This is a genomic window from Micromonospora sp. NPDC049523, assembly GCF_040676775.1.
Classification (GTDB): Bacteria; Actinomycetota; Actinomycetes; order Mycobacteriales; family Micromonosporaceae; genus Micromonospora_G.
This window is the reverse complement of sequence record NZ_JBFAPP010000001.1, coordinates 222,068-243,719: the sequence shown is the minus strand read 5'-3', so window position 1 is coordinate 243,719 and position 21,652 is coordinate 222,068. Positions and strand designations below refer to the sequence as shown.

Annotated in this window: 24 protein-coding genes and 1 pseudogene; 6 read left to right on the top strand and 19 right to left on the bottom strand. The window is 69.5% G+C overall.

All coding sequences use genetic code 11. The features are described from left to right. Positions 1 to 9 precede the first annotated feature (9 nt). Complete coding sequence (locus AB0J90_RS01120) at positions 10 to 3,861, top strand: S8 family serine peptidase (RefSeq protein WP_363590830.1); 3,852 nt, start codon at positions 10 to 12, stop codon at positions 3,859 to 3,861. Between the two features lie 50 nt (positions 3,862 to 3,911). On the opposite strand, the gene AB0J90_RS01115 is transcribed toward AB0J90_RS01120, so the two are convergent. From AB0J90_RS01115 to AB0J90_RS01070, 10 genes are all read right to left on the bottom strand, one after another. Beyond that, positions 3,912 to 4,877: a helix-turn-helix domain-containing protein gene (locus tag AB0J90_RS01115; RefSeq protein ID WP_363590829.1), complete on the bottom strand. Its 966-nt coding sequence runs from the start codon at positions 4,875 to 4,877 to the stop codon at positions 3,912 to 3,914. Positions 4,878 to 4,946: 69 nt separating this feature from the next. After that, positions 4,947 to 5,192, bottom strand: a complete 246-nt coding sequence (locus AB0J90_RS01110) for a hypothetical protein (RefSeq protein WP_363590828.1) — start codon at positions 5,190 to 5,192, stop codon at positions 4,947 to 4,949. Between the two features lie 35 nt (positions 5,193 to 5,227). Further along, the gene (locus AB0J90_RS01105; protein WP_363590827.1) at positions 5,228 to 5,593 is read right to left on the bottom strand and encodes a hypothetical protein; all 366 of its coding nucleotides are present in this window, start codon (positions 5,591 to 5,593) and stop codon (positions 5,228 to 5,230) included. Between the two features lie 135 nt (positions 5,594 to 5,728). After that, the gene (locus AB0J90_RS01100; protein WP_363590826.1) at positions 5,729 to 6,466 is read right to left on the bottom strand and encodes an excalibur calcium-binding domain-containing protein; all 738 of its coding nucleotides are present in this window, start codon (positions 6,464 to 6,466) and stop codon (positions 5,729 to 5,731) included. 227 nt (positions 6,467 to 6,693) lie between these two features. Further along, complete coding sequence (locus AB0J90_RS01095; protein WP_363590825.1) at positions 6,694 to 6,825, bottom strand: hypothetical protein; 132 nt, start codon at positions 6,823 to 6,825, stop codon at positions 6,694 to 6,696. Next, complete coding sequence (locus AB0J90_RS01090; RefSeq protein ID WP_363590824.1) at positions 6,825 to 7,637, bottom strand: SRPBCC domain-containing protein; 813 nt, start codon at positions 7,635 to 7,637, stop codon at positions 6,825 to 6,827. The genes AB0J90_RS01095 and AB0J90_RS01090 overlap by 1 nt, the downstream gene beginning before the upstream one ends. A 155-nt stretch (positions 7,638 to 7,792) precedes the next feature. Continuing rightward, positions 7,793 to 8,359, bottom strand: a complete 567-nt coding sequence (locus AB0J90_RS01085; RefSeq protein WP_363590823.1) for a DUF1062 domain-containing protein — start codon at positions 8,357 to 8,359, stop codon at positions 7,793 to 7,795. Positions 8,360 to 8,560: 201 nt separating this feature from the next. Further along, positions 8,561 to 9,622, bottom strand: coding sequence for a hypothetical protein (locus AB0J90_RS01080; RefSeq protein WP_363590822.1), 1,062 nt, complete (start codon positions 9,620 to 9,622; stop codon positions 8,561 to 8,563). A 58-nt stretch (positions 9,623 to 9,680) separates the two neighbouring features. After that, a complete protein-coding gene (locus AB0J90_RS01075) occupies positions 9,681 to 10,418 on the bottom strand; it encodes a phosphatase PAP2 family protein (RefSeq protein WP_363590821.1) in 738 nt (245 codons plus the stop codon). Positions 10,419 to 10,448: 30 nt separating this feature from the next. Beyond that, the gene (locus tag AB0J90_RS01070; RefSeq protein WP_363590820.1) at positions 10,449 to 11,270 is read right to left on the bottom strand and encodes a phosphatase PAP2 family protein; all 822 of its coding nucleotides are present in this window, start codon (positions 11,268 to 11,270) and stop codon (positions 10,449 to 10,451) included. A 246-nt stretch (positions 11,271 to 11,516) separates the two neighbouring features. Here AB0J90_RS01070 and AB0J90_RS01065 point away from each other — a divergent pair, with 246 nt between their 5' ends. Genes AB0J90_RS01065 through AB0J90_RS01055 form a run of 3 tightly spaced genes read left to right on the top strand, consistent with a single transcriptional unit; the run spans position 11,517 to position 14,177 of the window. Continuing rightward, entirely contained in the window at positions 11,517 to 12,545 is a 1,029-nt protein-coding gene (locus AB0J90_RS01065; RefSeq protein ID WP_363590819.1) for an ABC transporter substrate-binding protein, read from the top strand. A 13-nt stretch (positions 12,546 to 12,558) separates the two neighbouring features. Beyond that, a complete protein-coding gene (locus tag AB0J90_RS01060) occupies positions 12,559 to 13,395 on the top strand; it encodes a methyltransferase domain-containing protein (RefSeq protein ID WP_363590818.1) in 837 nt (278 codons plus the stop codon). Continuing rightward, the gene (locus tag AB0J90_RS01055) at positions 13,392 to 14,177 is read left to right on the top strand and encodes an ABC transporter permease (RefSeq protein WP_363590817.1); all 786 of its coding nucleotides are present in this window, start codon (positions 13,392 to 13,394) and stop codon (positions 14,175 to 14,177) included. Before AB0J90_RS01060 ends, AB0J90_RS01055 begins: the two co-directional genes overlap by 4 nt. A gap of 96 nt (positions 14,178 to 14,273) precedes the next feature. Here AB0J90_RS01055 and AB0J90_RS01050 read toward each other — a convergent pair whose 3' ends face one another. The 4 genes from AB0J90_RS01050 to AB0J90_RS01035 all read right to left on the bottom strand — a co-directional run bounded on the left by AB0J90_RS01050 (position 14,274) and on the right by AB0J90_RS01035 (position 16,248). Continuing rightward, positions 14,274 to 15,182: an SDR family NAD(P)-dependent oxidoreductase gene (locus AB0J90_RS01050; RefSeq protein ID WP_363591381.1), complete on the bottom strand. Its 909-nt coding sequence runs from the start codon at positions 15,180 to 15,182 to the stop codon at positions 14,274 to 14,276. Positions 15,183 to 15,404: 222 nt separating this feature from the next. After that, the gene (locus tag AB0J90_RS01045) at positions 15,405 to 15,698 is read right to left on the bottom strand and encodes a DivIVA domain-containing protein (protein ID WP_363590816.1); all 294 of its coding nucleotides are present in this window, start codon (positions 15,696 to 15,698) and stop codon (positions 15,405 to 15,407) included. Between the two features lie 60 nt (positions 15,699 to 15,758). After that, a complete protein-coding gene (locus tag AB0J90_RS01040) occupies positions 15,759 to 16,001 on the bottom strand; it encodes a hypothetical protein (RefSeq protein WP_363590815.1) in 243 nt (80 codons plus the stop codon). Then, positions 15,994 to 16,248, bottom strand: coding sequence for a hypothetical protein (locus AB0J90_RS01035; RefSeq protein ID WP_363590814.1), 255 nt, complete (start codon positions 16,246 to 16,248; stop codon positions 15,994 to 15,996). The genes AB0J90_RS01040 and AB0J90_RS01035 overlap by 8 nt, the downstream gene beginning before the upstream one ends. A gap of 292 nt (positions 16,249 to 16,540) precedes the next feature. Here AB0J90_RS01035 and AB0J90_RS01030 point away from each other — a divergent pair, with 292 nt between their 5' ends. Then, the gene (locus AB0J90_RS01030) at positions 16,541 to 18,313 is read left to right on the top strand and encodes a prolyl oligopeptidase family serine peptidase (protein ID WP_363590813.1); all 1,773 of its coding nucleotides are present in this window, start codon (positions 16,541 to 16,543) and stop codon (positions 18,311 to 18,313) included. Here the strand turns inward: AB0J90_RS01030 and AB0J90_RS01025 are convergent. From AB0J90_RS01025 to AB0J90_RS01010, 4 genes and pseudogenes are all read right to left on the bottom strand, one after another. Continuing rightward, positions 18,282 to 19,037 (bottom strand): hypothetical protein, encoded by a 756-nt coding sequence (locus AB0J90_RS01025; RefSeq protein WP_363591405.1) that lies wholly within the window; start codon positions 19,035 to 19,037, stop codon positions 18,282 to 18,284. The genes AB0J90_RS01030 and AB0J90_RS01025 overlap by 32 nt on opposite strands. 369 nt (positions 19,038 to 19,406) lie before the next feature. Further along, a pseudogene (locus AB0J90_RS01020) lies at positions 19,407 to 19,475 on the bottom strand (hypothetical protein); the annotation flags it as partial. Between the two features lie 232 nt (positions 19,476 to 19,707). Then, complete coding sequence (locus AB0J90_RS01015; RefSeq protein ID WP_363590812.1) at positions 19,708 to 20,334, bottom strand: DUF1349 domain-containing protein; 627 nt, start codon at positions 20,332 to 20,334, stop codon at positions 19,708 to 19,710. A 6-nt stretch (positions 20,335 to 20,340) separates the two neighbouring features. Next, positions 20,341 to 20,724 (bottom strand): VOC family protein, encoded by a 384-nt coding sequence (locus tag AB0J90_RS01010; protein ID WP_363590811.1) that lies wholly within the window; start codon positions 20,722 to 20,724, stop codon positions 20,341 to 20,343. 86 nt (positions 20,725 to 20,810) lie between these two features. On the opposite strand from AB0J90_RS01010, the gene AB0J90_RS01005 reads away from it, so the two are divergent. Further along, positions 20,811 to 21,296, top strand: a complete 486-nt coding sequence (locus tag AB0J90_RS01005; RefSeq protein ID WP_363590810.1) for a hypothetical protein — start codon at positions 20,811 to 20,813, stop codon at positions 21,294 to 21,296. Here AB0J90_RS01005 and AB0J90_RS01000 read toward each other — a convergent pair. Then, entirely contained in the window at positions 21,284 to 21,601 is a 318-nt protein-coding gene (locus AB0J90_RS01000; RefSeq protein WP_363590809.1) for a hypothetical protein, read from the bottom strand. The genes AB0J90_RS01005 and AB0J90_RS01000 overlap by 13 nt on opposite strands. Between the last annotated feature and the right edge of the window lie 51 nt (positions 21,602 to 21,652).

The following is a 21,652-nucleotide window of genomic DNA, read 5'->3' as shown; positions in this document are numbered from 1 at the left end:
AGAAGGTCGATGGGTAGGTTCAGAGGCCGCACACCACGATGGGTGTGCGGAGCCGCGATCGGGCTGAGCGCGTTGCTCGCGCTGCCCACCGGGGCGGTCGCCGCTCCGCCGGTCAGCGCGGCGCCGGCCAGCGCACCCGACGCGAACCGCAAGGTGGACATGCCGGTACTCCGGTCGCTGTCGGACGGCAGCAGCACGACCTTCCTCGTGCGGCTCGCCGACGAGGCGAAGCTGGACGAGGCGGAACTAGCCCGGGTCGAGCGCGGGACCGCCGGTCGGGCCGGCCGCGTCGCCCGTACGACGAAGGTCTACCAGACCAAGGTCGCGCACGCGGAGAAGACCCAGCGCGGACTCCGTACGCTGCTGCGCGAGCGGGGAAGCAGCTTCACCCCGTACTGGATCGCGAACGCGATCGAGGTGACCGGGAACCTGTCCCTGGTGACGGAACTGGCCGCCCGGCCCGAGGTGGCCCGGATCAGCCCGGTCGGTGTGACCCGGCTGACCGACCCGGTGAAGACCGCCGGCAGCACCACCACCGCCGGCGCGCTGCCGTGGAACCTCACCCAGCTCGGCGCCGACAAGGTATGGGACTCCTACGGCGTACGCGGCGAGGGCATCGTCGTCGGCAGCATCGACACCGGAGTCCAGTACGACCACCCGGCGCTGGTCCGCCAGTACCGGGGCAACAACGGCGACGGCAGCTTCACCCACGACTACAACTGGTTCGACCCCACCGGCCTCTGCGGCGGCTCGACACCCTGTGACAACTACGGCCACGGCACGCACACCGTCGGCACCGTGCTCGGCGACGACGGCGCCGGCACGGTCACCGGTGTCGCACCCGGCGCGAAGTGGATCGCGGCCAAGGGCTGTGAGATCAACACCTGCTCCGACAGTGCCCTGCTCGCCGCCGGGCAGTGGATGGTCGCGCCGACCGACCACAACGGACAGAACCCGCGCCCGGACCTGGCGCCGGACGTCATCAACAACTCCTGGGGCGGGGCCGACGACGGCAACCACTTCTACGAGGAGATCCTGACCACCTGGGCGGCCGCCGGCATCTTCCCGTCCTTCTCCGCCGGCAACGAGGGCCGGGCCGGTTGCGGCACCGCCGGCTACCCCGGCACCAGCCCGCTGGCGTACGCGGTCGGCGCGACCGACAGCACCGGCACCATCGCCGACTTCTCCAGCCGGGGACCGGCGCGCGACGGTGTGATCCGTCCCGACATCACCGCACCCGGCGTCGGCATCGTCTCCAGCCTGCCCGGCAGCCAGTACGGTTCCGCCGACGGCACCTCGATGGCCTCACCGCACCTGACCGGCGCGATCGCGCTGCTCTGGTCGGCGGTGCCGAACCTGCGGCGGGACGTGGCGACCACCCGTGAGCTGCTGGACCGTACCGCGCACGACGTCGAGGACCTGAGCTGTGGCGGTACCGCCGCCGACAACGGGGTCTACGGCGAGGGCCGGCTCGACGCGTACGCGCTGGTCAGTCAGGCACCGGCCGGACAGGTCGGCGGGGTCGTGGTGACCACCACCCGGTCCGGCGGCCCGATGCCGGGCGCCAAGGTCACCCTCGCCTCCGGTGTGCTCACCCGCAGCGGGCACACCGACGGGCAGGGGCGGGTCGAACTGGGACGCGTCCCGGCCGGCGAGTACACCCTCACCGCGAGCGTCTTCGCGCAACGTACGCAGCGGCAGACGGTCACGGTAACGGCGGACGGAACCGCCAACGCCACGATCGACCTGTCCGACAGTGCGCCGTGGCACCCCGTACACGGAATCGTCCGGGATCCGGCCGGTCAGCCCGCCGCGGGCGCCACGGTGGCGCTGGCCGGGGAAACCTTCCCCGCCTTCGTCACCGGGACCGACGGCCGCTACTCGGGCATGCTGCCCGAGGCCGACTACGACGTGCTGGTCGACTACGGCCGCTGGCTGGCGCCGAAGACCGTCCCACTCACCGTCGACGGCGAGGAGACGCTCGACGTCAGCCTGGCCGCGAAGACCGACCGGCACGGGTACGCCGCCGGCGTGGCCCCCGCCGCCTGGGTGACCGGTGGCAGCGTGCTGCCGCTCACCGGCGACGAGGCCAGCCGCGCGGTCGACCTGCCGTTCGCGGTGACCTTCTACGGTCAGCCGCAGCGCAAGCTGACCGTGAGCAGCAACGGTTACGTCGCCTTCGGCGAGAGCGGCGGCGGCGACAACACCGCCCTGCCCGCACCGGCGATCCCGGCGGCGGCGGTGTACGCGTACTGGGACGACCTGGTGCTGGACCACCAGTCGACGGTCCGCACCCGGGTCACCGGCAGCGCACCGAACCGGCAGTTCCTGGTGAGCTGGACCAGGGCGGCGTTGAAGAAGGCACCGCAGACCCGGGTCGACTTCCAACTGCTGCTCGGCGAGAACGGCACCATCACCCTCCAGTACCGCAAGCTCGGTACGGCGGGTACCGGTGCCGGCGCCACCGTGGGCATCTCAGACGCCGCCGGTGGTGCGGCGCTCACGTACTCGGTCGACGCCCCGGTGCTCGACGAGGCCACCGCGATCACCTTCCGGGTTCCCGGCACCGGCCTGGTACGCGGCACCGTCACCGACGCCAACGACCGCCAGCCGCTGGCCGGCGCGACCGTACGGTTCACCCCGTCCGGGACCGCCCCGGTCACCGCGACCACCGACGCGGACGGTTTCTACCAGGTGGAGGTGCCGACCGGTGAGGTTTCGGTCGGTGCCGCCAAGTCCGGCTACGACCTGCCGGCGGTGACCCTCACGGTCGCCGAGGCGGTGCTGCAGAAGCAGGATCTCGCGATGCGGGCGCCGCTACTGCTCGCCGCCAAGAGCAGCGTGGCGGTGACCGCGCCGACCGGTGGGACCCGGAGCGTGTCGGTCAACCTGAACAACCACGGCGGTCTGCCGGCGAACTGGACCGCCAGGGAGATCGACTCCCCGACGCCACCGGTCACCACCCCCGGCCGGGTGCTCGGATCGTTCCCGATCCCCGACCTCTACAACGCCTACGGTGTCGGTTACCGCAACGGTGAACTGCTGGTCTCCGACAGCTACTTCTGGGGCCAGATGCAGCGCTTCGACACCGCCGGCAAGTCGCTCGGCAAGGGTGTCGTGACGATGAACGGCTGGCCCTCGGACCTGGCGTACGTGCCGGGCAAGGACCTGATGTGCGGGCCGAGCATGTCCATCGTGGACCCGCTGCCGATCGTCTGCTTCGACCCCGACACCTACGAGGTCAAGCAGACCATCACCGGTCCGTGGGCGGGCAAGCTGTACTACGGGCTGGCCTACCGGTCCGCCGACGACACGTTCTACCTCGCCGGTGACGGGAAGATCCAGCACCTGGCCGGGTTGTCGCACGCCGAACCGGGCGCGGTGCTCGGCCAGTGTGTGCCGGCCACACCGTGGATCACCGGGCTCGCCCTCAACGAGCAGCGCAACGTGCTCTGGGGGATCAACCAGGACAGCACCGAGGCGATCTGGGCGATGAACCCGGACACCTGCGCCACGCTCGGTTCGATTCCGGACCCGGACCCGGACCCGCTCAGCGGCGCCGGGATCGAACTCGACGACAACGGTGACCTGTGGCTGGTCGGCCAGGCAAACCGGCAGCCGTACCGCGCCGCCGTGTACCACGTGGACGGCTCCATGGCGTACAGCGACGTGCCCTGGCTGGCGGTGACCCCGCAGTCCGGGCAGGTCGATCCGGGGGAGAAGGGCAAGCTCGACCTCACCGTCGACACCACGGGGTTGGCTCCGGGCACCTACACCGCCACCGTGCTGGTGAGCAGTGACAGCGCCAAGACCCCGACCGCACCGATCACGATCTCGGTGACGGTCACCCCGCGCGGCTGACAACCGCACCCCAGGACGTGAACCGCCCCGCCGTGTGGGGGCGGGGCGGTTCACAACCAATCGTTGCGGGCGACGAACCAGCCGAGCTGCATCCGGGTGGCGCTGCCGGTGACGTCCATCAGCTGGCGCAGCCGGCGCTGCACCGTACGCAGGGACATGCCGAGCTGTGAGGCGACCGCCTTGTCCGGCAGCCCGGTCATCAGCAGGGAGAGGATCTGCCGGTCGGTGGCGGTGGGCATGCTCCACCGGTCCACGTCGTCGAGCGCGTCCGCGGCCGGCGCCAGCCGCAGCGGCGTGGCCCGTTCCCACACCTCGGTGAAGAGCGCCACCAGCACCTCCACCCAGGCGGCGCCGCGTACCACCAGCGCCCACGGCTCCATCGTCCCGTTGCGTCGGGGGAAGGACAGCAGCGCCACCCGGCGGTCCGCGACTGCGAGCTTGCCCGGCACGTCCAGCGCGACCCGCGCCTGCTCCCCGGCGGCGACCAGGCCGCCGATGTGCGCGGTGGCGTTGGGTCGCTCCAACGCCCGCCGGTCGTAGACCACCCGGAACCGTACGCCCCGGCCGAGCAGTTCGTGTTCGGTCGGGTTGTCGTGGAACTCGGCCGTGTACGGCGGGCGGTCGAAGCCCAGCACCTCCTCCTGCGCCCCGCGCAGGAACTGGTCGAACGTCCTACCGATCGCCGCCCCGCCGACCACCATGTGTACGCCCTGGTCGACCGGCTCGGCGGCGCGTTGGCGCTGCAACCAGTCCCGTAACCCGGTTCGCGCCTCCTGTAGCTCCCGCATCCGCTGCATGACCAGCGAGTCGATGGCCAGGTCCGGCGAGGTGGCCTCGGACCGGCCGTCGACGGTGTGCACCAGGCCGGGTTGTTCCAGGGTCCGTAACGCCTGGGACACCTCGGCGCGGTCGACGCCCAGCCGCCCGGTCAGTTCGTCGAGGGTGCCGGGCCGCCCGGACACGAGTTCCAGGTAGATCCGCTCCGCCAGCTCGGTCAGCCCGAACGCCGCCAGCATCTGCCCACCACCCCGCTCGATCGTCCACCCCGCAGCGGACCCTGGTCGATCCTGGAGCGCTCCCAGGACTCAGTCAAGCGCCGTACGGGCACGCTGCCGGCGCAGCCGGAGCTGGATCGCGGTTCCGGCGACGCCGAGGCAGAGGCCGGCCACCACGCTGAGGGCAAGGCCCCACTCGAGTACGCCGATGGTCGCCACATGTTGATCAGCGATTTCCGGGGAGGCGTCCTGGTAGGGCAGCGCGACCACGGACAACCACAGGAGCGAGCTGGCGGGGAGGAGGAAGGCGAGCGCGACGCCCAGCCGCCCGAGCACACCGGCGAGATACGTCCGCGAAGCCGTGGTCGTCTTCAGCTCACGTACCAGTCGAACAGCGCCCAGCCAGGCGGGGTGACCATGACCAGCAACATCAGCAGGGTCGCGGCACTCGTGACGGCCAGCGGCGTCCAAACGCGGCGGTCCGCGCGCACGTCCGGTGCCATCAGGATCGGCCACGCCACCGCGAGACTGATCGCGGCCGGGACAAAACCCACACCGACGGCGATGACCGCCGGCCAGGACCAGCCCGGTGGCGACTGCTCGGGAAAATACGCGGCATCGCTGGCGAGGTACGCGACGGCGGCGTAGACATAGCCCGCGACGACGAGCAACTGGATCGACACCAGTGGGCCGACCCATCGGCCCCTCGCCGCAAGATTTGCTACCGGGGCATCCACCGGCACATCCTACCGACTCCGGCCGTCAGGGCGCCGGCCCGTCGATGTCGCGTTGCCCGATCCGGTGCACCCGTCGTTGGTGCACCGGATCGGGCAACGAGCAGTACGGATATCAGGCCGTCGACCCGACGGAACTCACTCGCACACCACGCCGTCGTTGTCTGCGTCCCGGTACCACGAGTATTCGGGGTCGACTCCTCGCCGGTAGGGCCCGTACCCGGCGGCCTTGGCCTTTGCGCAGGTCGAGAACCGCGGGTCGTTGCCGCCACCCTCGGCCGGCGGTGGCGGGGCCGGAGGCTTGGGCGCGGTTCCGCCGCCCTCGGTCGTCTCACAGGCGACCCCGTCGCCGTCGGCGTCCAGAGCCGCGCGGTAGCCGGGTTTCCCCTTCGCGAGCGGTGCCTTCCCAGCAGCCCGTACGGCCGTGCAGTTCGCGTAGTAGACCGGCTTCGGCGACGCGGTGGTCTTCGCCGGTTTCGGGGCACCGGTGGTCTTCGCCGGCTTCGGCGCCGTAGTGGTGGGCGCCGGCTCGGCGGTCGTCGGAACGGCAGCCGGCTCGGAGGAGGGTACGACCGGTGTGGCGGCCTCCGGCGCGGGGGCGCTTGTCGAGTTCGCCTGTGCGGCTACCGCCGCGGTGTCGGCCGGCTTCTTGCCCGACGGCTCGTCGGCGCTCGCACCGATCACCGCCAGTCCACCGCAGCAGAAGACGAGCAGGGCGAGGGGAGTGCCGAGCAGAATGCCTACCCGGGCGCGGGTGCTGCGCCGCTGCCACCACGACTGTTCGGCGGGCTGCACAGCGATCGGGTAGGCCATGGTGGCGTCCGCCGGATCCGGGTACGCCGGTTGTTGCCAGTTGTCCTGGGGAGGATGGGTCACCCCGGTGAGTCTGACCAGCTACGGTCCGCATCGGCACCCGCTGATCAGGTGCGCCCGCCGGCCGGTACGGCTCGGACGCGACGTCGGCCGGTGCGCGGTCCAGGATCTTTCGGCGGTCCGCCGCGGCCCCTTTGTTTCCGGTGGATGTCCGTCGAGATCGACGCGGTGGTCCTGCCTGCCGTGTCCGGCCCACCGTTGCGGCCGTCGTATCCCGAGGCGACAACGCTCTAGCCGACCGGAACCAGCCCGTCGAGTAGTTGGTCGAGCAGTCGGTCGAAGCTGGGCGCCGTGCCGCCGCTGATCGTGGCGAGCACCTCGGCCAGCCGGGGATACTCGCCGCCGCCCACCACCGTGCGCATCAGGCCGGTTGGGCGGCGGCCTGGTCGGGGGAGGGCAGGGGATCGCCGGTCTCCAGCAGGCTCTTCAGGCTGGAGAGCAGTTCCGGCCAGCCGTGCTGGATGCCCTCGCGGATGGCGCTGCCGGGCTCGAAACCGTCGTGCGTGACGGTCAGTTTCACCATCTCGCCGACCGGTTCGATGGTGAAGGTGACCTTCGAACGGGGTTCGCCGGCCATCTTGGCCACCAACTCGTCGCTCATGTCGTAGGCGGCGGCGAACTCCGGCGTGATCGTGTGCCAGGTGTACGACAACCGGCTGTACGGGTCCGCCTCCAGCACGACCTGGGCGTGGTCGGCCATCCGTACGCCGTTGACGTTCCAGGCGACGGTCGACCCGATCTGCCACTCGGATTCGAAGGTCACGCCCCAGTAGCGGCTGGTGAAGGCCGGGTCGGTCAGTGCCCGCCAGAGCCGTTCCGGGGTGGTCCTGATGTAGTTGGTGTAGACGAATTCCAGGTCGCTCATGGGTTCCTCTTCCAGTGCTCTCTTCAGGTCGGCGAGCACGTGCACCCGCTCGCGGTGGTACTGGCTGATCCAGCGTTCGGTGATCGCGTTGATCGGGGCGGCGTTCAGGTAGTGCAACTTCTCCCGGCCGCGCCACACCGGGGTCACCAGGTTGGCCGACTCCAGCACCGCCAGGTGCTTGCTCACCGACTGTCGGGCCATGTCCAGCCCGGCGCACAGCTCACGCAGGCTCTGGCCGTTGCGGGCGTTCAGGCTGTCGAGCAGCCGGCGACGACTGGCATCCGCCAGCGCCTTGAACACCTCGTCCACGCGCCACCTCGTCCCTCCCCCAGACATGCAGCCATTTGGCTGCCCAAAGAATAGGCAGCCAAATGGCTGCATGTCAACGATTCGCCCTGGTCAGCGTGGCGCCGCCCGGGCCTGTCCGGCGGTTCGTGCCGGACAGGCCCGGGTCCGGAGGAGGCTCAGCGCTTGAGCGTGAAGGTGAAGTCGCCGGAGAGCTTGCCGCCCAACCGGCCCGCCGAGACGATGTTCCCCTCGGTAATCAGCCTCTCCACCTCGCCCCGGGAAAGGCCGCAACCTTCGGCGATCAGTCGCACCGGCCGGACCGGGATCCGCGCCGCGAAGCGGACCGCGACGTCGATCACCTCGTGGTCCAGGTGATCCGATCGGCTCAGGTGATCCGATCCGCCGGTGTCGAGGCGCCAGGCGTCGTCCCAGTCGAGGGCGATGCGATTGCGGCGCTGCACGACCGGATCCTGGAGCAGTTCGGCCGTCAGGCCAAGGTCGTTGTCGTGCAGCCGGTCCAGCAGCTCAGGTTGTACCGAACGCACGGTCGTCCGTTCCAGGACCGTGAGCTTCGCGGTTTCCCCGCAACCGGTACAGAGCACCAGGAGCCAGGCGTCGATGAGCTTGTGGTTTGCGTTGACGCGAAATTTGCCGCTTGCCCGGAAGTGTTCGGACGCGCACGCGTGGCAACGGCGGCGAACAAGGGGCAGGCAGGTGGGCACGACCATCCAGTTTTTGAGCACAGAAGTACACCGGTTTCAGTGAGAAGTCCGCAGCAAAAAGGAGCGCGGCGCACAGGCGCGACGCGCGACAAATCAGCGCTTGGGAGGTCTCACGCGATGTACAACGGCATGTCCTTCACCGGACGACTCGGTTCCGCAGCACGGTAATGGCGCGCAGCGGCGCTGCGCCACTGGTTTGCGCGCCCCACCGCCGGACGGGCTCTAGTCGAACTCGTAGCCGTATCCGGTGCGCCGGGCGCGTGGCATCAGGGCCCTGGCCCAGACGAGAGGATTGACCCCGACCGGCTCGGGACCGAACAGGTTGCGCAGCACGAAACGGTCCGCGGCCGGTGACGACTCCGCCTGCGGGTCGTGCTGGTCGACCTGGGCCAGGATGTCGTCGAGGACCGGGGAATTCACCCGGCCCGCCGAGAGCCAGATCGCGATCTTCGCGTACGCGTTGACCAGCTCGCGCCGCCCGACCAGGAGCAGGGCGACCGGTGCGACCAGGCCGAGCAGGTAAAGCGGGGAGAAGCGCCAGCTCAGGATCCCCACCAGCGCACAGGTCGGTACGAACAGCGAGATGCGGAACTGGGCCTCGGCGACCCAACGGTCGAACTCGCCGTGCAGCTCCGGCTCGGCGCCGATCAGGCGTTCCACCGTCGGCTCCAGATCCCGCAACACCAGCGCGACCTTGCGTTCGATGCCGTACATCGACTCGGCGATCGCGTGGTCCAGTCCCGGGTACTGCAGTGCGAGGTCGGCGGTGGTGACCGTCGCGGGCACCAGCACCGCCCGGCCGGGGTGACGCGACGGCAGGGTCTGCCGCGCCTTGTCGATCATCTGGAGACAGTGGTCGCGGTAGTCGACGGCGGTGGAGTAGCGCTCGATCGCCTGCTTGCGGAACATGTCGAACAGCGGTCGACTGACCGAGCGGGGACCGGGGCAACGCGTACTGGAGTCGATCCGGCGCAGCGCGCTGCCGCGAGCCAGGGCGACGACCTTCCGGTGGTCCCAGCCGGATGCCAGCAGCCGGGGCTCCAGCAGCCTGTTCGTCGTGTTCGAGATGATCCCGACGATGTACGCGCAGACGCTGACCGCGCCGAGCAGGACCGTCTTGCCGAGCCAGTTGCCGAGTTGGATCAGGCTGTCCAGGGCCGGCGGGTACGGCTGAAGTTCGAGGATGTCCTCACCGACAGCGATCCAGACCGCCAGTACCCAGACGTATCCCGCGATCAGAGGTGCGCGTACCTCTCGAAAGCCGGGCAGCAGATTTGCGAGCAACGTCAGCCTCTCTCGGAGTCAACTTCGAGCGGCCGGAAGCCTACAAGGGACGGACGCGCTACGCGGTCCCGGCGGTGGCCCGCTGCCGGTTGCGGGTGGTGCGCCGCCCCGGCACGTGTTCACGCCCCCACCGGACCGTCCGGTCCAGGATGCCGCGCGCCATGATGACGATGCAGGTGCCGGCGTTGATGAACGAGCCGACCACGTCACTGGGATGGTGCATTCCCCGGTACATCCGGGTCAGCGCCACTCCGACTGGCACCGCCACCAGCAGTGACCACCAGGCGACCTTCGTCGACGTACGCCGGGCTCGTAGTGCCAGCACGAGGGCCAGGCCGCAGTAGAGCGCGACGGCCGCCGACGTGTGTCCGGACGGGAAACTGGAGGTGGGTGGGGACACGTCCATGTGCTCGACCGCCGGACGCGGCCGGTCGATCGCCAGCGTCGTGAACAGGAAGATCAGGGCCTGGGCGGTCACCGCGCCGATGAGGAACGCCGGCTCCCGCCACCGCCGGAGTGTCAGCGCGAGCACGCAGGCCACCACCGCGGTGACCGCGATGATCGCCGGTGTGCTGGCGATCGTGCTGAACACCAGTGAGACGCCGTTCGCGGTCCCGCTGCGTTCCGCCTCCAGTTGCCGGTTGACCGTGTCCTCGACGGTGAGCGGCCAGACGTCGTCCAGCACTTTCGTGACGAGCAGCCCCAGGCCGACCATTACGCCGTAGAGAACCGCCACCGGCAGCAGGAGGCGTGTGGTGAACTGCCGGAGCACGTGGGGTATGGCCGCGATCGACATGGCTCCTCAGCTACCCGGTGCCGGGCAAAACTACGCCTGGCCGTCCCTCGCCGACCGTACCTCTTCCTCCTCGTCCACGCCCTCGGTCAACGGGTCGCCCAAGCGATGTCCGACCCGCCCGCGCCAGGTGGCGAACGCCGCCGTCGTGGCCGCGACCACCGCGCCGCCGAGCACCCAGCCGCCCAGCACGTCGCTGAGCCAGTGCACGCCCAGCGCGATCCGGCTCAGGCCGGTCACCGCCGTGACCGCGAGAGCGGCGGCCCAGATCCCCCAGCGGGCCGTCCGCCGCCGCCGGGCCTCACCGATCTCGCGGACGAAGGGCAGGAAGACCAGCACCAGTACGCCCGCAGCCAGCGCCGCGGTGAGCGCGTGACCGGACGGGAAGGAGTAGCCGGCCGCGTGCTCCACCGGGTCGAGCAACTCGGGTCGTCCTCGGCCGAACAGCAGCTTGAGCCCGGCGCCCAACAGACCACCGGCGACCATCGTCGTGACCGCCCAGAGCGCCACCCGGCGGGCGCCCCGCCACCACAACCAGATCACCACCGCCAGGACCAGCAGCCGCAGCGGTCCAGGGCCGAAGACGTCGGTCCAGATCTGCATCGCCGAGGTCCAGCCCGGGTTCGCCACCGCTTCGGCGTGCAGCGACTCGGCCAGTCCCTCGTCCACGCTGCGCAACGGCCACCAGGCCGAGATGACCAGGAGGGACAGCACCGAGAACGGCACGAGTACGAGCACCGCCGCGACCGAGGCGAGCGTCAGCCGCAGACCCAGCGAGCGGTCCGGATCGAGGCGCCGCGTCCACCACCCTTTTTTTGCCGACTGTTCATCTGTCTGTGGTTGTGGTGAGCGCATGGACCATGCCGTACCCGAGGTGCCCGCCATTCATGCCCCGTCCCCCGCAGTGGGCGGGCCGAAACTCCGAGTGGAGCCTCATACGGGACACGCAGGGACCAAGATATCGAATACGCTATATCTCTATAACTACCTCGTGCCTGCCCCGGACGGATGCACACCTGCCCGCTGAGCGCTGAACAGAGGACATCGCCGCCCACCCAGACGACGCGAGGCAATCGGGGCTTCTGTAGCGGGGAGAGACGCATGTTCGGACACAGCCGTGCGCTGGCCAGCGGCCTGCTGGTCATGGTCCTGCTAGCCGCCACCGCTTGTTCCGGCGCCGAGGGCGACGGCAGCGGGACGGCGGGCAACGACGACCTGGACAAGGTGACCTACCTGACGGCGTTCGGCGCGTCCGGCCGCGACGCCTTCGCCTTCGTCGCCCAGGAGAAGGGCTTCTTCCGGGAAGCCGGCATCGACGCCGAGATCGAGCTGGGCCAGGCATCGGGCGAGAACGTCAAGGCGCTCGTCGGCGGACGAGCCCAGTTCGTGAACATCGACCTGATCGGCGCCTGGATCCTGGCCGGCACCAACGCCGAGTACAAGGACCAGTTCCGGGCCATCGCCGCGGTGCACCAGCAGACCCTGGTCGCCATCCTCGCCCTGGAGGGCGGCGGCATCACCTCACCGAAGGACCTGGCGGGCAAGCGGATCGGCGCCGCGACCAGCTCCGTCAACCAACTGCTCTTCCCGGCGTACGCGCAGCTCGCCGGGGTCGACGCCGCAGGCGTGAAGTGGGTGAACGCGGCCCCCGCGCAGGTGCCGGCCCTGCTCGCCTCCGGTCAGGTGGACGCGGTCAGCACGTTCCTGATCGGCCGGGCCGGGATCGAGAAGGCCGCTGGGAAGAAGACGGTGCTGCTGCCGTACAACGACTACCTGCCCGACCTGTTCGGCAACGGCATCCTCGCGTCGGACCGGGTCATCGAGGACGATCCCGAGCTGTGCAAACGTTTCCGGGAGGCGCTGATGAAGGGTCTGCGGTACACGATCGACCACCCCGACGAGGCGGCGCAGATCCTGTTCAAGGCCCAACCGGCCGCCAACGTCGAAGCCGCCAAGGCCGAGATCACGTCGATGACGCCGTACGTGGGGCCGGCCGCCGGGGCTCCGCTGGGCGCCATGGACGAGCAGCGGGTGACGTCGGCTCTGGCCGTCATCCACGATCTGGGGCTGGTCAAGGAGGCCCTGCCCCCGCAGGCGGTGGTCGACTTCAACCTCACTCCGAAAGCCTGAACGGGGAGTACGCATGACCACCTCCACCCGGCCGTCGGTGCCGCCCCACGGGGGCAAACCCTCGTACTCCTTCGACAACAACGACCCGGCGGCGGCCGACCGGCACAACTTCCTCGCCGAGATGCTCGACGAACCCACCTTCGCCCGGCTCGCCGAACTGGGGGACCTGACCGGTCGCCGCTGCCTGGAACTCGGTGCCGGCGGCGGTAGCGTGGCCCGCTGGCTGGCCGCCCAAACCGGTCCCACCGGCACGGTGGTGGCCACCGACCTCAATCCTCGCCACATCCCCGACGACCCCGGCTACACGGTCCTCCGGCACGACCTCAAGGACCCGCTGCCCGACGGACCGTGGGACCTCATCCACGCACGGCTGGTGCTCATGCACGTGCCCCAGCGGCGGGAGGTCATGCACCGGCTGGTCGAAGCCCTGGCGCCCGGCGGGGTGCTGGTGATCGAGGACTGGCTGACCTCGGCCGGCAAACTGGTCCTGGCCGCGCCCGACGACGAGGCCGAGGCCCTGGTCGACGCCTACCAGGACACCCTGGTGGGGCAGGTCCTGACCGCCAACGGCACCGACTCGACCTGGGCCGCGCACATCCACTCGGTCATGCTCGCCGAAGGGCTCGTGGACGTGGACACGGTCATCCACTCCCGATCCTGGCCGGGAGGCAGCGCCGGTGCGCTGCTCGTCGCGGCGAACGTGGCACAGGTACGCACCCAGATGCTGACCCGGGGATTCACCGAAGCACAGTTGGCGAACCTGCAACGGCTGGTGCACGATCCCCGGCTCGTGGTACGCGGCCACCTGACCTACTCCACCGTCGGCTGGCGTGAACAGGTCTCCGGATGAGCAGCACCGGCACCGGTCAAGCCCTTGCGCGTCTCGCCTTCATCGGGCTTCCGCTGCTCGGAGCGGTCGGCGCGATCGGAGCCTGGTGGGGCGCGACCATCGTCTTCGACATCCGGTCGTTCTTCCTGCCCTCACCGCCGCAGATCGTCGACCGTTTCCTGGAACAGCCCGAATACCTCATGCGCGAGGCGTGGGCGACGCTGGTGGGAACCCTCGCGGGGTACGGCATCGCCGTCGTCTTCGCACTGATCCTCGCCCTCGTACTGGCCGCCGCACCCGCGCTGGAACGGGCGACGCTGCCCCTGCTGATCACGCTCAACTCGGTGCCCAAGGTCGCCATCGCACCGCTGCTGGTGCTCTGGCTCGGCTACGGCCCCAAGCCGAAGATCTTCCTGGCTGCGCTGATCTGCTTCTTCCCGCTCGTGGTCTCGGCCATGTCCGGGCTGGCGTCGACCCCGGCGGAACTGACCGAACTCGCCCGCTCGCTGAGCGCCTCCTGGTGGCGGACCTACCGCAAGTTCCGCATCCCGTGGGCCCTGCCGCAGATCTTCGTGGGACTGAAGGTCGCGATCTCGCTCGCGCCGATCGGTGCGGTCGTGGCCGAGGTCTACAACCCAGACCATGGGCTCGGCGCGGTGGTCGCACTCTCCACCGCGTCAGCCGACACCCCGCTCGCATTTGCCGCTATCGCCCTGCTCGCCCTGCTCAGCGTCGCCCTGTACTACCTGGTGGTAGCCGTGGAAACCCTGCTCCTACCCTGGGCCCGCGACACCACCGGCTAGGCGGCACCCGCCTTCCAGAGCGTGATCCACGCGCTCTCTGCTGTTCCCAGAGGTGCCCGTTCGACAGTCAGGAGCGCATGGATCATCGAGCGCCGCTCAGCCGGCGAGGGTGTCGGACGAGACCTGCCACAGGCGGGCGGCTGCCTCGGGGTCGAGCGCGTACGCGGCAACACCGCGCCGTACCTCGGGCCGGTGTGGCTCGGCCTCGTTGCAGTCCTCGAAGTAGCGGCCCCCGATGCCGTCGATCAGTGGTGAGGCGGCGAGCAGCACCGACGTGGCGGCGCCCTGCTCCGGAGTCTTCCAGGACACCCCGGTGCTGTTCGTCTCCAGCGTTGCCGGTGCCTTCGCCGACTCGGGCAGGTGACGCATCAGGTTCGTACCGATGATGCGTCCGGGGTTCAGTGCGTTCACCAGGATCCCGTCGGCGGCCCAGCGCCTGTTGCCCTCGACCGCGAACAGGATGTTGGCCGTCTTCGACTGCCCGTACGCCACCCAGGGGTCGTAGGGGCGTCGCTCGAAGTGGATGTCGTCGAAGTCGATGCCGCCGCCGACGTGACCGACCGAGCTGACCGAGACGACGCGGGCGCCATCCGCCGCGGCGAGTGCGTCGTGCAGGCCGGTGGCCAGGGCAAAGTGGCCGAGATGGTTGGTGGCGAACTGCATCTCCCAGCCCTGCGCGGTGCGCATGAGCGGCGGGGCCATGATGCCGGCGTTGTTGACCAGGATGTGCAGCGGCCCGGTCCAGCCGGCCACGAACGAGGCGACCGATGCCCGGTCGGCGAGGTCGAGCGGGGCGACCCGGACCTGGAGGTTGCCGGTGCTGGCGATGATCTCCGCGGCCGTATGCTCGCCCGCCGCGAGGTCGCGTACGGCGAGGGTCACCTCGGCGTTCGCGCCGGCCAGCGCACGGGCGGTCTCGACGCCGATGCCGGACGCGGCACCGGTGACGATCGCACGGCGGCCGGCGAGATCAACGCCCGCGAGGACCTCCGCGGCGGTCGACATCGCGCCGAACGAGGTGGTGACAAGGTCGTTGCTCACGGTGCTGCTTCTTCCTGCTCGGACACGTACCTTGAAGTGGAGGTATGCCTCCGCTAAGCCAACGTAGCCGGACGGTGCTCGGCTCGCAACGGGGGAGGGACACGATGGGATGCCCCCTGCTTAAGGTAATCGTCCAATCTCGGTTAATTCGTGCGGTTCGGTCATACAGGCGCCGGGCCCAACCGGTCAACGCGAATCCGTCCAGTGCCCCGCGTTGTCCGGGCGACTCCTGGGTTGCCGCGCCTGCCAGTCCCGCAGCGCCCCCTTCAAACGGCTGTTCTCCTCTCGGAGACTCGCCTCGGCAGCGTCCCGGGCGATCAGCTCGTCCACCACCTGCCGGACGAAGGCGTAGACCTGCTCCTCGGCCAGTCCGCGCCGACCAAGCCGGGTGCGACCGAAGCGCACCGCCCGTACCTGCTCGGGCCGCAGACGCGACAACCGTCGTACGGCTCGCGTGACACCCACCGCCCGCGCGTTCACGACCGGCATCCGTACGTCTGCGACGTACCCATGAAGTTCGCTCCTTCTCTGGTTGACGGCTCAGTTCGGTCGTCGTTCGACCGGTAGCAGACTGGCTCGGACGAGGATCTGCGTCTGATCGCCGGAGCGACCGCCGGGCAGGATCCGCACCCCCTCCAGCCAGATCCACTCGGCCCGCTCGGGTCGGTTCGCCACCAGCCGCACGCCGGTGACCCGCAGCGTCACCGGCCCGTCGGTCGGCCGGAACCGGTCTTCCGCTTCGAGTCGCAGTACCGCGCCGAGCTGCACACGAACGTCAAACACGACGCCTCCGCGCGGGTGCCGCGATCGGGGCCGGTGGGATCAACTGGACCCCGGCGGGCTGGACGAACAGCTCACGCCGTTCGATCGCCGTACCCTTGCGGTCCAGGACGTATCCGGTGATCCAGGCCCAACCGTCGTAGGTCGGTTTCTTGCTCACCGAGATCACCCGGAACACCATCGGAGGCGATCCGGCGAACTGCACCGACGCCCGCCGGTCGATCCGCAGTACGTCACCCGGCTCCGGCACCCACACACGATCCTCCAGCGTCTCCACATCCGTGCCTGGAAGGCGGGCTCGCCGGCTGTTGCCGCTGCCGGTGAGCCCGCCCGGCGCCCACCGCCGCAGCCCTCAGGCGGTACGGCGGTGAGGTCATGGGTTCCATTCACGCGGTAGCGACCCGGTGCCCGCCAGACGATCGGTGGGGACGTCGGACGTGTCCGCTTCGCCGTTCGCTGACCATCCGTTCGCATCCGACCCGCCGGCCGTGTTGTGATCGGGGCAGCTTGGCAGGCAGGGGGCGAAGGTTATGGGCGCAGCGATGCCACTCACCGCAGACGAGGTGGCCAGGGTCCGCAGGTCCTACGACTGGCTTGCCGGTCTCGCTGGCGGCCTGCACTGGGTGGAGTCCTCGCCGCGGAGTGGCAAGGCGGTGGTGGCGAGTTGGTGGCCGTCACCGGGCTCCCGGACCCGTGTCTCCGAATTGCCGGCGGACAGCGTCGGCAGCACGCTGCACGCTTATGGCGGCATGCCCTACGGCTGGCTGCCGTCGCACGGAATGGTCCTGGTGGACGCCTCGGCCGGACAACTCCACGGAGTGGCCGGGCTACCTGCCACCGCACACTCGTACGGCGACCTCGCTGGCTCCGGCGACGAGCTGTTGTGCGTACGGGAGGACGACGGTGGCGACGAACTGGTTGCAATCGAGCCGGCGACGGGGACATGCCGAGTGCTGCGAGCGACGGATGGCTTCCTCGCCTCGCCGACCCCCGGCCGGGATCGGCTGGCATGGGTGCAGTGGGACAGGGCTGTCATGCCGTGGGACTCGAGCGAGATCTGGATCGCCGACCGAACGGCATACGGCTCGATCGGTCGACCCAGACGCGTCGCCGGTGGTCCGGACGAGTCGGCGGTTCAGCCGCGGTGGGGTGAGGACGGTGCGCTGTATTTTCTCAGCGACCGGAGCGGCTGGTGGAATCTCTACCGGTGGAGTGTGGGCGGCACGGAGGCCCTGGCGCCGATGGACGTCGACTGTGCCAGGGCGCCCTGGGAGTCCACTTATGCCGACTACGTCCTGCTGCCTGAGAACCGCATCGGCATGGTCGTCCAACGGGGCCCATCACACCACCTCGTGCTCGTAGAACCAGATGGCGAGGTCGTACGGATCGAACTGCCGTACACCTCGATCAAGCCCTACCTGGCCGCCCTCGGCAGCCGGATCGCGTTGATCGGCTCGTCGCCGACCCGCGCGCAGGAGGTCGTGCTGGTCGAAACCGACGGCTCGGACAAGATCGAGATAATCCGAGCCGGCACCGACCGGGCGGACCTGGCGGCGGTGCTCTCGATACCCGAGGTCATGCGCTTCAGTTCCGCCGGGATCGAGGTGACCGGGCTCTTTTATCCGGCTGCGACCGGCGGCGCCCCCGCGCCGTTGATCGTCAGGCCGCATCCCGGACCGACACACCAGAGCAATCTTCGGCTGGACTGGGAGGTGCAGTTCTTCACAAGCCGAGGGTTTGCCGTCGTGGACGTCGATTATCGGGGGAGTACCGGCTACGGTCGGCAGTTCCGGAAGGCATTGGACGGCCACTGGGGCCGTTTCGACGTGGAGGACTGCCGGACCGTCGCGCTGCACCTCATCGAGAACGGTTCGGCGCGGCGCGGGGCGGTCTTCATCTCCGGCGCCAGCGCCGGCGGCTATACGGCGTTGCGGGCCGTGTCTGAGGACGGACCCTTTGCCCTCGCCGTCGCCCGGTCGGCGATCGTCGATCCGGGGCGTTGGACGGTCACCGCGCCCCGGTTCCAGCGACCGCACGCGGCTGTCCTCGCCGGTGCCGACGGCAGAGTGGCGGCGACCGAGGTCCTGCGTCCGGTGCTGCTCATCCACGGAGTCGAGGACCCTGTTGCCCCGATCGCCGACGTCATCGAGCTTGCGGACGCGTTGAACGATCGGCAACTACTGGTTCGGATGATCCGGCTCGACGGCGTCGGACATTACCTTTCGGACGCCGCTACGCTGTCTGCCGCATTGGAAGCCGAACTCGACGCCTATCGGGCCGTACTCAGGAGCGCTGGGATATCCCCCGCAGAGTAACCACGGGCGGCAGTTTCGTGTGGACGTACTCGCCCAGGTCGCGAACCACGGGCAGATCGGCGTAGGGCTGGAGTTCAGCCATCATCAGCGCGATTCGGTGGGCGCTCCGAAAAGACACGACCTCTGCCGCCCGGTCAACGGCCCGGTAGCCGATCGCGCAGGCGTGCTCGATCTCGCGGGACCGGGCCAGCGAGGTGGCGTGCAGTGACGTGTCGAGCGCCAGGCGACGGGCACGGCGCGGCGTCAGCAGTTCCACCGCGCGGGCGGCTTCGCGTTGGGCGAGTTCGTGGTGGCCGAGGTCGAAGAGGCAGTGGGCTCTCTCGTCGGCGAGGTCGGCCTCGCCGAAGTAGGAGATCCAGGGTGGCTCGTCGGCGGGATCCCGCCGTGAGAGGTCGGCTTCGACCTGGAGCAGAGCAGCAGCACAGCCGGCTGCGTCACCGCGTCGGGCATGGGCACGGGCGAGCACGACGCGTAGTGCCGCGCGTACGGCGTAAATCGTCCGTTGTCTGGTGCCCGCCAATGCCGCTGCGGCCAGCCGCGCGGCCTGCTCCGCGTCACCACAGTGCAGGGCGAGATGGGCGAGGCTTACCGCGATCAGGTAGCCCCCGTAGATCCGGTCGCCGCTGGCGGTCACGATCTTGAGAGCGTGCAGATAGTGTTCCTGCGCTATGCCGTCGGCGCCGAGATCAACGGCCTCGTAGCCGGCCAGTTCGAGCAGACCCACCGCAATCTGGGGGGAATGGGTTGCGAGAACATCAAGATCAGGGCCGAGGTGAGTGGCAACCTCTGGGTAGGTGTCACCGGCTCCCCGGACATGTCCCATCACCCGAAGCCGCTGAAGTCGTTCGGCGAGAACTGGTTCGCGTTGGGCGTGAGGGCGCCGAGCGTCCCGCTCAGGAGAGAGGAGCCAGTCGAGCACCGGCCGATCAATGGCCGCCGCGTCGAACGCTACGGTCGTGGTCGGGCTGACCGGGTCGCCGGACAGACGAAGAAGTCGCTCACGTTGGAGTATCGGCGCCATCCACCGAAACGCCCCTCTGGCGCCGAGTGCCTCATCGCAGCGATCTATCAGCGCATCCGATGGCATCCGTTCGGCGGTCTCGATCTTCCGTACCAGGTCCTTGTGTACGAACAGCAAACCACCAAGGTCGGCTTGGGACATTCCCGAGGTCTCGCGCAGTCGCCGGACCTCGGCGCCGAAGAAGTGCAGTGGGGACCGCGTCGGGTCGAGTTGTTTGGGAGCTTGGCCCATCATCACCGCCGTCCGGACGCTACCAGTTACAAACAATCGCCTGTTTTCAGTCAAACGCTTGCAGTGGCCAAGTCGGACAGAATCCATGCGGACATTGGCTGAGTCCTCATCGCTGAGGACCAGGAAAGACCTCCGGGCTGGTTCAGGAGCCGTTGCGGAGGTCGCTCAGGCGCTCGTGGGTGAATCGGATGTTGTCGAAGGTGACAACACAGCCGTCACCGGTCGGCGACTGCGCCTCGAAGCCGATCATCGCGGACGTGGCGGGGCCGTCGACAGCGAAGTAGCGGATCATCCGCCACACCTCGCCGTCGAGCGAGGCGTGGTAGGCGAAGGCGGGGCCGATCCGGGACACCCGCAGCCACACCGTACGGCCGTCGACAGCAAAGGCGTTGGCGTCGTCGGCGACGCCACGGGCGACCACGGAGACGATCATCGGTTCGTCGTCGGGGGAGAACTCGAAGCAGAGCTTGCCCCAGTGGTGGTCGTCCACCCACAGGAGCAGCACACCCGCGTCGTAGGTGGCGGCGAACTCCACGGTGACGCGGGCGCTGAACTGGAAGTCACCGTCCGGCGGGACGCCAAGCAGGGTCACCGCGTCGAGCGTCGACCCGGCGTCGTGCGGGTTGTCGGACCCCGGGTCGATGAAGATGTCGCTGTGGGGTGCTGCCGTTCCCGTCACCGTGGCGGACGCCTCGGTGATCGTCCAAGCCGCCTCGGCGGACGGCGAGAGGGTGAACGGCAACCCCGGTACGTTCCACGCGCTGGCCATCAGGACCTACTCCTGGTCAAGGCAGAGGCAGAAGGGGTGACCGGCCGGGTCGAGGAGTACCCGTACGTTCTCCTGCGGCTGGGCCGAGGCCAGCGTGGCTCCCAGGGCGATCGCGTCGGCGACGGCGGAATCGAGGTCGCCGACCTGGAAGTCGAAATGGATCATCGGGCGTTGCTCGCCGTCGACGGGCGGCCAGACGGGACGCTGGTAATCGGTCGCCTGCTGGAACACCAGATAGACGGAACCCTGGGGAGGCGCGACGATCGCCGTACCCGGTTCCTCGTGGCCGATCGGCCAATCGAGCAGCTCCGAATAGAACCGCGCCAGGGCACCGGGATCGGGTGCTTCGATAGCGGTACCCCACCACATGCCGGCCGTCCGAGATCGCATCCTCGTATCCTGGCGCAGTGGCTTCGGTCACGCTACCCGGTGCGGCAGAACCGCGGTGCCGGTGACGGGCCGGTTCCGGGGGGATCATGAGTCGTACGGCTACGGTCAGCTTCGGCGACCGGTACTTCTGGACCTACGACGTCAGCCTCTCCATCCTGGTCGCGGAAACCGTCGCGGTCGCCGAGGAACTGCCGTCGGGCCACCGGCCGCCGTGGCTGGCGGAGATGCTGACCGACCTGCGGGTCACGGCGGTGGTGACGGATTCCGGCCTGAGTATCGGCGACGGGTGGCCGGCCGAGCAGGTCGAGCGGTTCGTCGGCTGGGTCGCGGAGGCGGGCCGGCGACTGGCCGTCCGTGGCACGATCACCGAGGCTGAAGCGTACGCGTGGAAGGTCCTCGACGATCACACCGTGGCCTGGCGGGGCGAGGCGACAGTGGACACCGGCCCGGTCGTACAGCTCGCGGAGGCGGTCATCGCGCTGGTGAACGGCACGCTGCCGCCGCCACCGGACGGGCACTCATGGTTCTACGGTCTGCCCGACGGGCCGAGGACCCTTCCTCAGCCGGGGTAGCCGCCGCGTAGGCGGGCGGTGGCGGTGCTGGCGAGCCGACGCAGCGGTTCGGCTGCCTCCGGGTGGTCGTCCAGGGCGTCCTGGAGGCGGGCCCGCCAGCGTCCGGCCTCGACCGCCTCGGCGTTCGTCCCGGTCGGCCACCGGAGGCGGGCGCGGGTGTCGGTCAGCTCCCGTCGGTGCTCGGGACCGAGGATCGTCGCGACCTCTCCGCTGAGCCAACCGAACACCTCGTCGGTCTCGGCGGCGGCCACGACGACCCGAGCGGTGTCCCATGCCACTCGTGGGTGGTGAATGACCTCTGGCATCGCGCCCTCCTCGACTCGTGGCGGTGCTGCGACCATCGTCTATCCGAACAT